This is a genomic window from Chryseobacterium viscerum, assembly GCF_025949665.1.
Lineage (GTDB): Bacteria > Bacteroidota > Bacteroidia > Flavobacteriales > Weeksellaceae > Chryseobacterium > Chryseobacterium viscerum_A.
Genome location: NZ_JAPDFT010000002.1, coordinates 290,075 through 303,339, shown reverse-complemented (window position 1 = coordinate 303,339; position 13,265 = coordinate 290,075). Strand labels below are relative to the sequence as shown.

The window sequence follows — 13,265 nt, the reverse complement described above, 5'->3', positions numbered from 1 at the left end:
TTTTTTTTCTTAAATGTAATGAAAATTTCAATCCATCAAGAAAAAAAATATCATGTAACTATTTGATTTACAGGTTTTAATGTGTAGTATTTTAACCAGTTTTAAAATAAAAAGCCATCTTTTCAATGAAGAAAAGATGGCTGTATTTATTTTATACTAAATTATTTATGAAGCGCTTTAATATATTTTTCTAAAGCCATCGTCATAGAAGGTGTTTCTTTCGTAGGGGCCATAAGGTCTACTTGTAATCCTGCTTCTTCTGCAGCAGCCAAAGTCGTGTTTCCGAAAACGCCGATCTTGGTTTCATCCTGCTTGAAGTCTGGGAAGTTTTGTTGTAGAGATTTAATTCCTTGCGGGCTAAAGAAGATCAACATATCATAATCTTTAATGTTGATATCTGTAAGGTCGCTGCATACGGTACGGTACATGATTGCTCTTGTCCAGTCTGCATTAGAGGCATCCATGGTTTTCACAATATCCGGGCTCAAAACATCTGAAGATGGTAACAGATATTTTTCAGTTGGGAATTTTTTGAAAAGAGGAAGCAGGTCTGAGAAGTTTTTCTCCCCAAAGCTGATTTTTCTTTTTCTGTACACAATATGCTTTTGAAGGTAGTTGGCAATTGCTTCCGACTGGCAGATATATCTCATTGTATCCGGAACGGCAAAACGAAGTTCTTCCGCAAGTCTGAAGTAATGATCAATCGCATTTTTACTGGTAAAAATAATACCGGTATACTGCGTCAGATCTATTTTCTGTGTTCTGAGCTCTTTATTGTCAACCCCTTCGACGTGGATAAATGGACGGAAATCAATCTTTATTTTTTCCTTCTTCGCTATATCCAAATATGGAGAAGACTCACTAGGCGCTGGTTGAGAAACCAATATAGACTTTATTCTCATCATTGACATTTATTAAAAAAATAACAACTTCCAAAGCAATAATAATGGTGCGATTTGGAGGGTGCAAATATACAAAAATTTATAATACCATTTTTCGGGAAGAATCTTGTTCTTGTGAAATAAGTAGAAAAAAACTTTGAAAATGAATACAAAAGAAAAGAAACACAAATAATACAAGAACATTTTATTTCTGTCTATAGGGAAGTAATAATGGGCTACACAAAGAATTATTAGCAAAAATGTAAGAATGAAATAAAATTTTGTGGAGGTAAAATAAAAAATAGGCCATTTTTTTCCGTCCCCTATACTTTGATAAAATAAAAAACCGAATGTTGATTTTACTAAATAAAAAAACAGTACAGCCAGCAAAGTATACCCGAATTTATTAAGCTGATACCCCAAAAGCTGAAGATCGGCAATATATTTCGGTACAATAGGAATGTACTGCGAAATTAAAACAGATAAGGTGAGCGTCGTCACACATGAAGTGATAATCCAGCTGGGAAGGTTGTTACTGGCATCAAAATACTTTTGAAGCAGAAAATCTTTGAGACTGGCATCCCTTTCTATGACGTTCATCATAAAAACATATAAAAATATACAGCCCACTAGAATAAAGATTACCCAATCATTATTTTCAGGTATTCTTACGTGATTGATGAAGTGTTGTGATGATGGCAAAATTTAAGTTTTTATTATTTATTATTTAACTTCTGATAGCACAATCCGGCATAGATTTTCCTGTCACCTGTTTCATGTATCCGTAGTTAAAATATTTGCTCTCATCGATTTTACGTATTGTTCAGATCTGTTGAATAAAAGTTTCTGTTTCATCCGCTTAATCCCTGAGAAATATTTTTGCAAAATTATAGATTATTTTGTATAAAATAAAAAGGTTAAATAAACTATCTTTGCAAACTGAAATGAAAAAACTCGTCATTATCCCCACATACAACGAAAAGGAAAATATTGAAAATATTATTTCCGCGGTTTTTGCATTGGAAGATGACTTTCATATCCTGGTTGTGGATGATACTTCTCCGGATGGAACAGCAGAAGTTGTAAAAGAATTGCAGAAGAAATATCCGCATTATCTGCACCTGTCAATAAGACATGTGAAAGATGGGTTGGGAAAGGCATATATTCATGGATTTAAGTGGGCTATCAAAAATAAATATGATTATATTTTTGAGATGGATGCCGATTTTTCTCATAATCCCAATGACCTGCCGAAATTGTTTGAAGCATGCAGGAATGCCGATATGGCCATAGGTTCCCGTTACTCAAAAGGAGTGAATGTGGTGAACTGGCCAATGGGAAGAGTGTTGCTGTCTTATTTTGCATCAAAATATGTAAGGTTCGTATTGGGACTTCCGATTCATGATACTACAGCGGGATTTGTCTGTTTTTCAAGAAATGTATTGGAAGAAATAGGATTGGATAATGTAAGACTGAAAGGTTACGGGTTTCAGATAGAAATGAAATTCAGAGCATTTAAAAAAGGCTTCAGAATTGTAGAAGTTCCTATTATATTTACCAATAGAATTTTAGGAGAAAGTAAAATGAATGGCGGTATTATTCATGAAGCAGTTTTTGGAGTGTTAAACTTAAAGTGGAAATCAATCATCAATAGACTATGAAACAAAGCATGAACAGTTCTCTTCAGACAAAGGAATATGTATATGCGAAGTTCCATCAGACTATTAAAAATTATAAAAATAAACTGATGAAAAAGCTGATCTTTATTTTCGTTTTGCTGGGCATGTTTTCGTGCAGCGATTATATTGATAAGCCTAAAAATCTGGTCGATAAAGGCGTAATGGCAGAGATTATTGCAGATCTTGCAATCAATGATCAGGCAATCTATGTATATCCTGATAAAAATATGGAAGCCGGTACTAGAGCCGTTCTGAAGTCACATAAAGTAAAGTCTGATGACTTTGTAGAAAGCTTCAAGTATTACGTTATCAAAGAAGAAATGGATGGGATCGCCAATGATGCACAGGAAATATTGCTGAAAAAAGATCCGAAAGCAGATAAATACGTAAAGGATAAACTGAAACAAAACGGAGCTGTAATACCTTTGGTAAGGTAAAAACATTACCAAAGTTTCTAACCTATAAGAAATCACTGATAACAAGGTGAATTAAAAAAGTAGAGAGATGAAATTTTTTAATATAGAAAAAACCTCTGAAGGAAAAGCAAGAGCAGGGGAGATTACCACAGATCACGGGAAGATTCAAACTCCTATTTTTATGCCTGTGGGAACTGTAGCAAGTGTGAAAACAGTTCATCAGAGAGAATTAAAAGAAGACATTAAAGCTCAGATTATTCTGGGAAATACTTACCACCTTTACCTTCGCCCGGGAATGGAGACGATGCAGGATGCGGGTGGTTTACATAAATTCATGAACTGGGACCTTCCTATCCTTACTGATTCAGGAGGTTTTCAGGTATTTTCACTGGCAAGTAACAGAAAAATGACTGAAGAAGGTGCGAGATTTAAATCTCATATCGACGGAAGTTACCACATGTTCTCCCCGGAAAGATCAATGGAGATTCAAAGACAGATCGGAGCCGATATTTTTATGGCTTTTGATGAGTGTACTCCTTATCCTTGCGATTATAACCAGGCAAAATCATCTATGGAGCTTACCCACCGTTGGCTGAAAAGATGTATTGAATGGACTAATGATAATCCTGAATTATATGGATACAAACAAAGACTTTTCCCTATTGTTCAGGGATCTACCTATTCAGACCTTAGAAAAATTTCTGCAGAAGTAATTTCTGAAGCAGGAGCCGAAGGAAATGCCATTGGGGGACTTTCTGTAGGAGAGCCTGAAGAGGAAATGTACAGAATCACTGATGAAGTAACAGACATCCTTCCAAAAGAAAAACCAAGATATCTGATGGGAGTAGGAACTCCATGGAATATCCTTGAGTCCATCGGACTGGGAATTGATATGATGGACTGTGTAATGCCGACAAGAAATGCAAGAAATGCAATGCTTTTCACATGGCAGGGGGTGATGAACCTTAAAAATGAAAAATGGAAGCGCGATTTTTCGCCTTTAGATGAATTTGGGACCAGTTTTGTAGATCGAGAATATTCAAAAGCGTATCTTCGCCACCTGTTTGTATCTAAAGAATATCTGGCAAAACAGATCGCTTCGATTCATAATCTTGCCTTCTATCTTGATTTAGTAAAAGTAGCCAGAGAACATATTATGGCAGGAGATTTCTACGAATGGAAAAACTCTGTGGTGCCAGTTCTTAGACAAAGACTATAAGAGAATATGCTTAAAATTGTAGACAGATATATCATTAAAAAATACCTTGGAACTTTCAGTTTCATGTTGGTGTTGTTGTCTATAGTCGTATTGGTAATTGATGTTCAGCAGAAGATTCCAAGAATAGAAAATGCAAAGGCTATTGATCCTAAACTGGATCTAACCTATTTTCTTATCCATTTTTATCCCTTCTGGATTATCAATCTTGTAGTGACTTTCCTTTCTATTCTGGTGTTTATTTCGGTAATTTATTTTACCTCCAGAATGGCAAATAATACTGAAATTGTTGCTATTATCAGTAGTGGAGCCAGCTTTTACAGATTTTCCAAACCTTATCTGGTAACCTCCATTTTTATTGGACTGATTGCCCTTGTGGTTTATCATATGGTTCTCCCATGGGCCAATATCAAGAAAAATGAACTGGAAGCGTATACCTATAATGCAGCCAATAAAGAAAAGATTTTAGGAACAGCTCCGGCCTCTTCACAGCTGAGCAAAACAGAATATATTTTTGTGGATTCCTGGAATAAAAGAGAAAAAAGAGGATCAAGCTTTGTCTATCAGAAATATGATAAAGACAGAAAAATGACCTATGAGCTGAAAGCAAGCGAAGTGTACTGGGATAAAACCAAAAAGCAGTTTGTTTTAAATAATTATCTGGAAAAAACAATCAATAAAGACAATACCGAAAAACTCGGAAACGGGATAGAATTAAGGAAAAACTACGGGCACTCACCGGAAGAGCTTTTCCCTAACGAGCTTTTGGGGCAAAATAAAACCACTCCGGAACTTTTAAAATTTATCGAAAGAGAAAAAGCAAGAGGAAACAGTAACCTGAACTCTTATCTGAATGAACTTCATCAAAGAACATCAATGCCTGTTTCTATCATTATTCTGACTTTCCTGGCACTTTCACTGTCATCACAAAAGAAGAGAGGAGGATTAGGGATTAACCTTGCAATAGGAATTTCGTTGGCTTTTATTTTCGTGTTTTCATTTGAAGCCTTGAAAGTAGTGTCAGAAAATAAAAGTTTGTCTCCCGCTGTGGCAATGTGGCTGCCTAATATGGTGTTTTTGCCGCTTACCCTTTATCTGTATATCAAAAGAGCTAATCAGTAAAGTAATTTTACTTCCTTGTGATAAAAGGAACGCATTCCGTCTTCCAGTTCAATCCAGAGTTCACCCTTTTCGTCTGCATTTCGGATGATGCCATTTTGTCGCTCTTTTTCAATCTCAAAGACAGAGATCATATCTTTTCTGAAAAGATTAGCATTGAATCCATCCAGAATTTCCTGATCAGAAGGAATGTTTTTCAGTTTCTCAGACAAATATTCATGGAGGTTTAATGAAACTTCTTCCAGGCCGAATTGACTGCCTGTCTGCGTCAGGAGTGATCCTGCATTGGATATTTCATCAAATTTGTCCTGAAGAATATTGATCCCTGCTCCTATGATGAAATAATTATTTTGATTAATTTTTTTCTTTTCTATTAAAATTCCAACGATTTTTTTACCTTTAAGGATAATATCATTCGGCCATTTGATTTTTACCTCTGATTCAGACAAATTGGCAAGGAAATCCCGGATAACCATTGCGGTATAATAATTGAATATAAAATCGGAGCACAAGATGTTCTGAGTGTTCACTGCCAGCGTATAAGCCAGGTTTTTTCCAGCAGTTTGAGTCCAGACATTTCCATACTGACCACGGCCTTTAGTTTGATTAAAAGTATGCAGTCCAATAAAATCTGAATTTTCGTAAAGTAAAAACTTTGATATTTCGTCATTAGTAGAAGAACATTCTTTCAGGTAGAAGAGTTGGCTCATTTAAGAAAACTTTAAGACATTAAGAGGGTAAAAGTAAGGTTAAAGTAAAGAAAAAACAATAAATTTGCAGATTATAGTATTTTTTTAATGAATAAAACAGCAGAAAAACAAGCGTTAATAGATAAAATCGTTGAAGCTATCCAGGATGTAAAAGGAGAAGACATTATGATCTTCGATCTTTCAAACATCGAAAACTCCGTAGCAGAAACGTTCGTGATATGTAGTGGAAACTCAAATACACAGGTGGCTGCATTGGCAGGAAGTGTTGAGAAAAAAGTAAGAAACGAACTGCAGGACAGACCTTGGCACGTAGAAGGTACTGAAAATGCAATGTGGGTATTGGTAGATTACGTTTCAGTGGTGGTTCATATATTTCAGAAACAGGTACGTGAGTACTATGATATAGAAGAGCTTTGGGGTGACGCAGTCATTACCAAAATTGAAAATGAATAATAAAAATTTTAAAAAGTCTAAATGAATAATAAAGGATTCAACTGGTTCTTTCCAATTGCAATCATAGCTCTTTTGCTCTTCTTTGGCTCCAATTTCCTTGGAGGTGATAGCGCAAAATCTATTGATGAAGATGGTTTCTTTAGAGAAATGCAGGCGGGGAAAGTCCAGAATATAATTATATACAAAGACATAGAGAAAGCTGATGTTTTCCTAACAAAAGAAGCGAAATCAGCAATGGTTTCCAAAGCCGGAAAAGAAAACAACCCCCTTTCTGCCTTCGAAATGGCTCCTAAAGCAGATTTTTCTGTGAAATATGGAGACCTTCAACTTTTCCTTCAAAAATTTGAGCAGGTGAAAGCCAGTAATCCGGTTATTAAAACAACTAAAGATTACGGAACCGGTAAGAGTGCATTGATGGACATCTTAGTTCCTGCGCTGGTTTGGATTTCCATTCTGGGATTATTCTACTTCCTTCTTTTCAGAAAGATGGGTGGAGGCGGAGGTCCTGGCGGACAAATCTTCTCTATCGGTAAATCTAAAGCGAAGCTTTTCGACGAAAAAGAAAGAATTCAGGTAACATTCAAAGATGTTGCAGGATTGGAAGGTGCTAAAGAAGAAGTTCAGGAAGTTGTGGATTTCTTGAAAAACTCTGAAAAATATACAAAATTGGGAGGTAAAATTCCTAAAGGAGTTCTTTTAGTGGGCCCTCCGGGAACCGGTAAAACATTATTGGCAAAAGCTGTTGCAGGTGAAGCTAAAGTTCCGTTCTTCTCACTTTCTGGTTCAGATTTCGTTGAAATGTTTGTTGGGGTAGGAGCTTCCAGAGTAAGAGACCTTTTTGCCCAGGCTAAAGCAAAATCTCCAGCAATCATCTTTATTGATGAGATTGATGCTATCGGACGTGCAAGAGGAAAAAATAATTTCTCAGGCGGAAACGACGAAAGAGAGAATACATTGAACCAGCTTCTTACCGAAATGGACGGTTTCGGAACAGATGTTAATGTCATTGTAATGGCAGCTACCAACAGAGCAGATATTCTGGATAAAGCATTAATGAGAGCAGGTCGTTTTGACCGTTCTATCTATGTAGATCTTCCGGAACTTCATGAAAGAAGACAGATCTTTGATGTTCACTTGAAAAAAATCAAGCTTGATGATAATGTAGACAGGGATTTCTTAGCAAAACAAACTCCTGGATTCAGTGGGGCGGATATTGCTAATGTTTGTAATGAAGCAGCATTGATCGCAGCGAGATATAACCATACTTCTGTTACTAAACAGGACTTCCTGGATGCGGTAGACAGAATTATCGGTGGACTTGAGAAGAAGAATATGGCAATCAAGCCATCTGAAAAGAGAAGAGTTGCTTACCATGAAGCAGGCCACGCTACAATCTCCTGGTTGGTAGAACATGCATCACCACTTTTAAAAGTAACGATTGTTCCAAGAGGTCGTTCTTTAGGAGCAGCATGGTATCTTCCGGAAGAAAGACAGCTTACGACTACTGAGCAAATGCTGGACGAAATGTGTGCAACATTGGGAGGTAGAGCCGCAGAGCAGGTAATCTTCAACAATATCTCTACAGGAGCACTTTCTGACCTTGAAACAGTGACGAAGAGAGCTCAGGCAATGGTAACAATCTATGGATTAAGCCCGAATATCGGTAACATCTCTTACTACGACAGTTCAGGACAGTCTGAATATTCTTTCGGAAAACCTTATTCTGAAGAAACCGCTACTAAAATTGATGCAGAGATCAAATTGATTATCGAAAATCAATATGAAAGAGCGGTAAGGATTCTTGAAGAAAATAAAGATAAACTGGATGCTCTGGCAAATAAATTGTTAGAAAAAGAAGTGATCTTCCGTGAAGACTTAGAAGAAATATTCGGAAAAAGAGCATGGGATCCGGAATTGACAGAGAAGCCTGTTACCAACACTATTCCTGAAAAAGATCAGCCGATAGTAGTGGAAACACCTCAGATTAAAGAAAAAGAAGAAGAAAGCGAAATACAGGCTCCAGAAAGCCCGACACAGCTTTAAGACTCTTAAAAAATATACCTTACAAAAACCTGACAGCTTCAAAATTGTCAGGTTTTTTCATATTTAAAGAGATATTTTGAACTCTATTGTAATTTATTTTCTATTTTTGTATAAAGTTGACTAAAAATAGATTAAGTTGAATTTATTCAAGAGGATTGTAAGCAAACTTACCAACCAGCCTGAAGAAGAGGACAAACAGAGCCTGGAGAAGCTTGGGGATTCGCTGAAAAATGCGGATCTTGACTATAAGTTTGCGCAATTATTTACGCATTCGGGGGGATTTTTTAATTATTGTGCAGATGAAGCGGAGGCTCTACAAACTTTAAATCAAATTATCAAAATAGAAGGTATTCACAACCTTTTCTGTTGGGATAAAGAACTTCAGAACTTTTTGAATGTTGTGAAGACTACGTATACTTCAGATCTGCAGCCGTCTAACGATGCTGCATTTATCACATGTGAATACCTGATTGCCTATGATGGCAGGATCATGCTTTCGCATAATAATATTCTTCATTATCATTCTTCAAGACTTCCCGATAGAATTATCATCATTGCCAATGTTTCTCAGATTGTAAACAACCTGAATGATGCAATGGGGAAAATAAAAAGGAACGGAAATATCAAGAACCTTACTTCCATCAGCGGAAGTCAGTCTAAAATGGACAGTTCTTCCAATTCCAATACAAAACTGTTTTTATTGCTGCTTGAAGATTAAGCAATCACTTCTAAATTTTAAATTTTGGATAAAAATCTCATTCAAAGAACCGCATCAGGTATAGTCTATGTAGCCGTCATTATACTTTGTTCGACTCCGCTGGGAGCACAACTGTTGAACAGCATCGCCCCTGGCCTTATCAAACAACAGTATCTTTTTTATGGCTTAATGAGTCTATTACTGATTGTGGGAACATGGGAGTGTGTTAAAATCATGAAGTTTGGTAATGGTTATGAAAAATGGGTGGTATATCCATTAGTCATTTTCATATTCTATATTTTTTCCAAAAGATATTTCAACCACGATTTCTTTTTTGATTTCAGGCTCAGTGAAATACTGGCGCTGGCGCTGATTGGGATTGCTGTGGTTACTTTATTCAAATATCCCAGCGAATTATACTTTGACAGCGGGAAACTTATTTTTACTGTTATTTATGCAGCGCTCCCATTCAGTTTTGCATTAGGGCTACCTAAGTTCTCCAGTTATAATGACAGTTTCTCTTTAGAGGTTCTGTTCCTGTTTATCCTGATCTGGAGTAGTGATACTTTTGCCTATCTGGTGGGAAAGTTCTTCGGTAAACATAAAATGGCACCTAAAATTTCTCCTAAAAAGACATGGGAAGGATATGCGGGTGGTGTAGTGTTAACATTGGTTTTATCCTACTTTATTGAACATTATCAGCCTGAGCTGAGAGGGAACTGGATGGTTGTAGGATTTTTGGTTGCTGCCTTTGCCCCGCTTGGAGATCTGGTAGAAAGCCAGTTGAAAAGAAATTTCGGTGTGAAAGACAGTGGAAACATCATTCCGGGGCATGGAGGAGTTTTAGACAGGCTGGATAGTTTTATTATCTGCGTTCCTGTCGTATATTTGTACTTTATTTTAGAAAAATTTATTTAGTCTCATGAAATTACATAGAGAATCAAAAGGAACGATTACCGCTGCGACCATACTTTTTATCATCCTGGGCGCTTTAGCAATTTATTTCCTTAAAATATGGTCCCTGTTGATCATTATACCTTTGTTGGTTATTTACAGTTTAGTTTTCTGGTTTTTCAGAGTTCCGGATCGTAATATCCTTGATCACAAAGAAAACGTGATAGCCCCGGTGGACGGAAAAGTGGTAATGATCAAAGAAGTGGATGAAGATGAATTTATAAAAGGAAAAGCCATTCAGGTTTCTATTTTTATGTCTCCGCTGAATGTTCACATTTGTAGATATCCTGTTTCAGGGGAAGTGATTTACAAAAAATACCACCCGGGAAAATATCTGGTAGCATGGCATGAAAAATCTTCTACAGAGAATGAAAGAACTACTGTAGCAGTACAAACTATGACCAATCATAAAGTTGTCTTCAGACAAATTGCCGGATATGTGGCCAGAAGGATTGTTTTCTACTGTAATGAAGGCGATAAAGCAAAAGCCGGGCATGAGTTCGGATTTATTAAATTCGGTTCCAGAATGGATGTATTCCTACCTTTGGATACTGAGATTATCTGCAAGATCGGAGATATTACAAAAGGAGGTTTGGATGTTATCGCTAAACTGAAAGAAAATTAATATTCTTATAGTATATAAACTGAAAAGAGGGCCTTTATGGCCCTCTTTTTTATTAGATGAATGAGAAAGGCTATCTGCTGATTTGAGTTTAACTACGCGTGAGTAATATTGCGTATCAGGGAAAGAATACTTTTTTATTTGTATTGATAATTTTGCTTGTTTAAAAAGCACAGGCTAGTTATATTTTTAAATGAGGGAGAACAAATAGACATTAATTTTTATAAAAATGCTTTTTTATTAGATAATTTTAATGTTGGATTTTTAGTAAATTGTAACTGGAAAACACAAATCATATTCTTTTACCGCTAAAAATTACAGGCCTATATTTTGTTTTGTAAGTTTTTATTTAAAAGCTATTAATATTGGAGAATTTATGCTATCAGTAGTACAGATGCCAACCTGAGCTTGTGAAAACATAAAAAAACAACAAAATGATTTATAAGTTTTTCTTTAAGGTGATTAATGATGAAACAGAGAATATGGATGATGATTTTGAAAGTAGTTATCTCCATCTTATTAACCGGTATCTGCTTTTATTGTTTTTCATATTTCTGTTTTATTCCATTTTTATTATTACTTTTTTCGGAGATATGTTGATCTCAATATTTCTTACCGTTATTACCTTTTTCTGGTTGTTTTTAATGTCAATAAAAGGGAAGACAAAGCGGTTCAGAAATGTGTTGAAAAGGGCTGTCATCTTTATATTTGTACTGCTGACTTTTATAGTAAGCTTTTTTAATATTTATACTTACAAAAATGCGGGAGTAGAGTATTTCTATTTTTGCCTTTTATTTGCTGTCCCCTTCTTTCTGAACTATAAGAAAGATGCTTTTGCGATCTTCTTCATTGCTTTCATAATCAGTATTAACTTTATTGCATGTCTTTACTTTGATTTTGATTTCCTGCCTAAAAGCAGATTTATAGAAAAAGAGGATTTTAAAACAATAAAATTGCTGAATATTTTATTTTCCGTTGCCTCTTTCCTGATGGATATAGTTTTTATCACTCAGAAAGACGTACTGATTCATGGTTTGATTTCCGATAAAAAAGAGAAAGACTCTACCATCAAAGATTTGGTGAAAACGAATACAGAACTGATGAAACAGCAAATGCTGATTAATCACCTTTCAGAAGAGAACATCCACGAGATTTTAAGTTTAGCAGAAAGTAATTCACCTATGTTTTTTGAAAAATTTCAGATATTTTTCCCTCATTTTATTCCTGATATTTTAAAAATAAATCCTAATCTCATTCATTCTGAACTCTATTTCTGTGCTTTGATGAAGCTTGATTTTGATACCAAGAGGATTGCACAGTGTACCAATAACAGTATTCGTGCTGTAGAAAGTAAAAAATACAGGATCCGGAAGAAACTGAATATATCCTCTGAGATCAATATCAATGGCTTTTTGATTAAAATATAACAAAATTCCGATTTTTGTTACTTATACGTAGTGTTGAGTGCCGGGTGATGATGTTTTTTGTTTTTCTTGTCAATATTTTTACTTATAAAAACATTGTGATGAATATTAAGAACATTCATATTGGAAGCCTGATCCGAACCAAAGTGGAAGAGCATCAGATTTCAATAGAAAGAATCTCCAGATTTTTAGACAGACCGGAAGATGATATAGAAATGATGTATCAGGCAAAAAGTATTGATACGGATATTCTGTTGAAATGGTGTAAGCTTTTAAAATTTGATTTTTTTAGATTTTATACCGGTCATCTTATTTTGTATGCTCCGCAGTCAAGAGTTGATAATGCATTCAGAGGAAAGGGGAGTACTATACTTTTTAGAAAAAGTATTTATACACAGGAGGTAAAGGATTTTATACTTGATAGAATAAAAACAGGAACAATGACAGCCGGTGATGTGGTTGAAAGGTATAAAATTCCCAAGACAACTTTATATAAATGGATGAAAAAAATATAATATGATTCCTGATTACAAGCAGATTTATACCGATATTCTTGAAGAGAAGTTCCCAGAAAAATTAATAGATGCAGCCATCAGGCTCAAGCTGGAAACATTGCATTCAGCTTTTGATATTCTTAAATTTAATCAAATGATTTTTGGAGAACCGGAATATGTGGTTGGATTCAATAATCAAAGGTTGCGCTCTTATGATGAAGAATCTATTTTGAAAATTCTAAGATATCAAAAACAGAACGAGCTTACCAATCTTCAGCTTGGTAAACAGTTTAAAATAAGCAGAAATACAATTGCAAAGTGGAAAACTATTTTTAAAGTATAAATAATTTTATGTTTTGTTTGATCTAATGCCATTATTTTTTTAATAAATGGAAAATAATTGCTTTTGCATTATTTAAGTTTTGATTTTTTTAGTTTATGGTTGGGTTTTATAAAATAACTCAACTTTTTATTTATGCTTTTTCAGGATTGTAAGTTGTTGGTGTTTTGTGAGTTTTACTACGCGTGAGTAGTATTGCGTAGGGGAAATTAATTTG

The 13,265-nt window shown here is 35.2% G+C and carries 15 protein-coding genes; 12 read left to right on the top strand and 3 right to left on the bottom strand.

What is annotated here, in order from left to right:
• Positions 1-161 precede the first annotated feature (161 nt).
• On the bottom strand, positions 162-902 hold the full coding sequence (locus OL225_RS15520; RefSeq protein WP_264518995.1) for a uroporphyrinogen-III synthase: 741 nt from the start codon (positions 900-902) through the stop codon (positions 162-164).
• Positions 903-914: 12 nt separating this feature from the next.
• Complete coding sequence (locus OL225_RS15515) at positions 915-1,583, bottom strand: DUF4271 domain-containing protein (RefSeq protein WP_264518849.1); 669 nt, start codon at positions 1,581-1,583, stop codon at positions 915-917.
• Between the two features lie 242 nt (positions 1,584-1,825).
• Here OL225_RS15515 and OL225_RS15510 point away from each other — a divergent pair, with 242 nt between their 5' ends.
• From OL225_RS15510 to OL225_RS15495, 4 genes are all read left to right on the top strand, one after another.
• On the top strand, positions 1,826-2,542 hold the full coding sequence (locus OL225_RS15510) for a polyprenol monophosphomannose synthase (RefSeq protein ID WP_264518848.1): 717 nt from the start codon (positions 1,826-1,828) through the stop codon (positions 2,540-2,542).
• Positions 2,543-2,550: 8 nt separating this feature from the next.
• Complete coding sequence (locus OL225_RS15505) at positions 2,551-2,997, top strand: DUF4296 domain-containing protein (RefSeq protein WP_264518847.1); 447 nt, start codon at positions 2,551-2,553, stop codon at positions 2,995-2,997.
• A 67-nt stretch (positions 2,998-3,064) separates the two neighbouring features.
• Complete coding sequence (gene tgt / locus OL225_RS15500; protein WP_047376354.1) at positions 3,065-4,195, top strand: tRNA guanosine(34) transglycosylase Tgt; 1,131 nt, start codon at positions 3,065-3,067, stop codon at positions 4,193-4,195.
• A 6-nt stretch (positions 4,196-4,201) separates the two neighbouring features.
• On the top strand, positions 4,202-5,314 hold the full coding sequence (locus OL225_RS15495) for an LptF/LptG family permease (RefSeq protein ID WP_264518846.1): 1,113 nt from the start codon (positions 4,202-4,204) through the stop codon (positions 5,312-5,314).
• On the opposite strand, the gene OL225_RS15490 is transcribed toward OL225_RS15495, so the two are convergent.
• Positions 5,308-6,021, bottom strand: coding sequence for a biotin--[acetyl-CoA-carboxylase] ligase (locus tag OL225_RS15490; RefSeq protein WP_264518845.1), 714 nt, complete (start codon positions 6,019-6,021; stop codon positions 5,308-5,310). The two genes, OL225_RS15495 and OL225_RS15490, sit on opposite strands and share 7 nt — an antisense overlap.
• A gap of 87 nt (positions 6,022-6,108) precedes the next feature.
• Here OL225_RS15490 and rsfS point away from each other — a divergent pair, with 87 nt between their 5' ends.
• The 8 genes from rsfS to OL225_RS15450 all read left to right on the top strand — a co-directional run bounded on the left by rsfS (position 6,109) and on the right by OL225_RS15450 (position 13,051).
• Positions 6,109-6,474, top strand: coding sequence for a ribosome silencing factor (gene rsfS, locus OL225_RS15485; protein ID WP_047376360.1), 366 nt, complete (start codon positions 6,109-6,111; stop codon positions 6,472-6,474).
• A 21-nt stretch (positions 6,475-6,495) separates the two neighbouring features.
• Positions 6,496-8,517 carry an ATP-dependent zinc metalloprotease FtsH gene (ftsH, locus tag OL225_RS15480; protein WP_047376361.1) on the top strand — a complete coding sequence of 674 codons (2,022 nt, stop codon included), beginning with the start codon at positions 6,496-6,498 and terminating at the stop codon, positions 8,515-8,517.
• Between the two features lie 136 nt (positions 8,518-8,653).
• Entirely contained in the window at positions 8,654-9,235 is a 582-nt protein-coding gene (locus tag OL225_RS15475; protein WP_047376366.1) for an LUD domain-containing protein, read from the top strand.
• Between the two features lie 24 nt (positions 9,236-9,259).
• Positions 9,260-10,132: a phosphatidate cytidylyltransferase gene (locus OL225_RS15470; protein WP_264518844.1), complete on the top strand. Its 873-nt coding sequence runs from the start codon at positions 9,260-9,262 to the stop codon at positions 10,130-10,132.
• A gap of 4 nt (positions 10,133-10,136) precedes the next feature.
• Positions 10,137-10,793 carry a phosphatidylserine decarboxylase family protein gene (locus tag OL225_RS15465; protein WP_264518843.1) on the top strand — a complete coding sequence of 219 codons (657 nt, stop codon included), beginning with the start codon at positions 10,137-10,139 and terminating at the stop codon, positions 10,791-10,793.
• A gap of 431 nt (positions 10,794-11,224) precedes the next feature.
• The gene (locus tag OL225_RS15460) at positions 11,225-12,217 is read left to right on the top strand and encodes a helix-turn-helix transcriptional regulator (protein WP_264518842.1); all 993 of its coding nucleotides are present in this window, start codon (positions 11,225-11,227) and stop codon (positions 12,215-12,217) included.
• Positions 12,218-12,315: 98 nt separating this feature from the next.
• Positions 12,316-12,729, top strand: a complete 414-nt coding sequence (locus OL225_RS15455; protein WP_047376673.1) for a hypothetical protein — start codon at positions 12,316-12,318, stop codon at positions 12,727-12,729.
• A gap of 1 nt (position 12,730) precedes the next feature.
• A complete protein-coding gene (locus tag OL225_RS15450) occupies positions 12,731-13,051 on the top strand; it encodes a helix-turn-helix domain-containing protein (protein WP_264518841.1) in 321 nt (106 codons plus the stop codon).
• Positions 13,052-13,265: the final 214 nt, after the last annotated feature.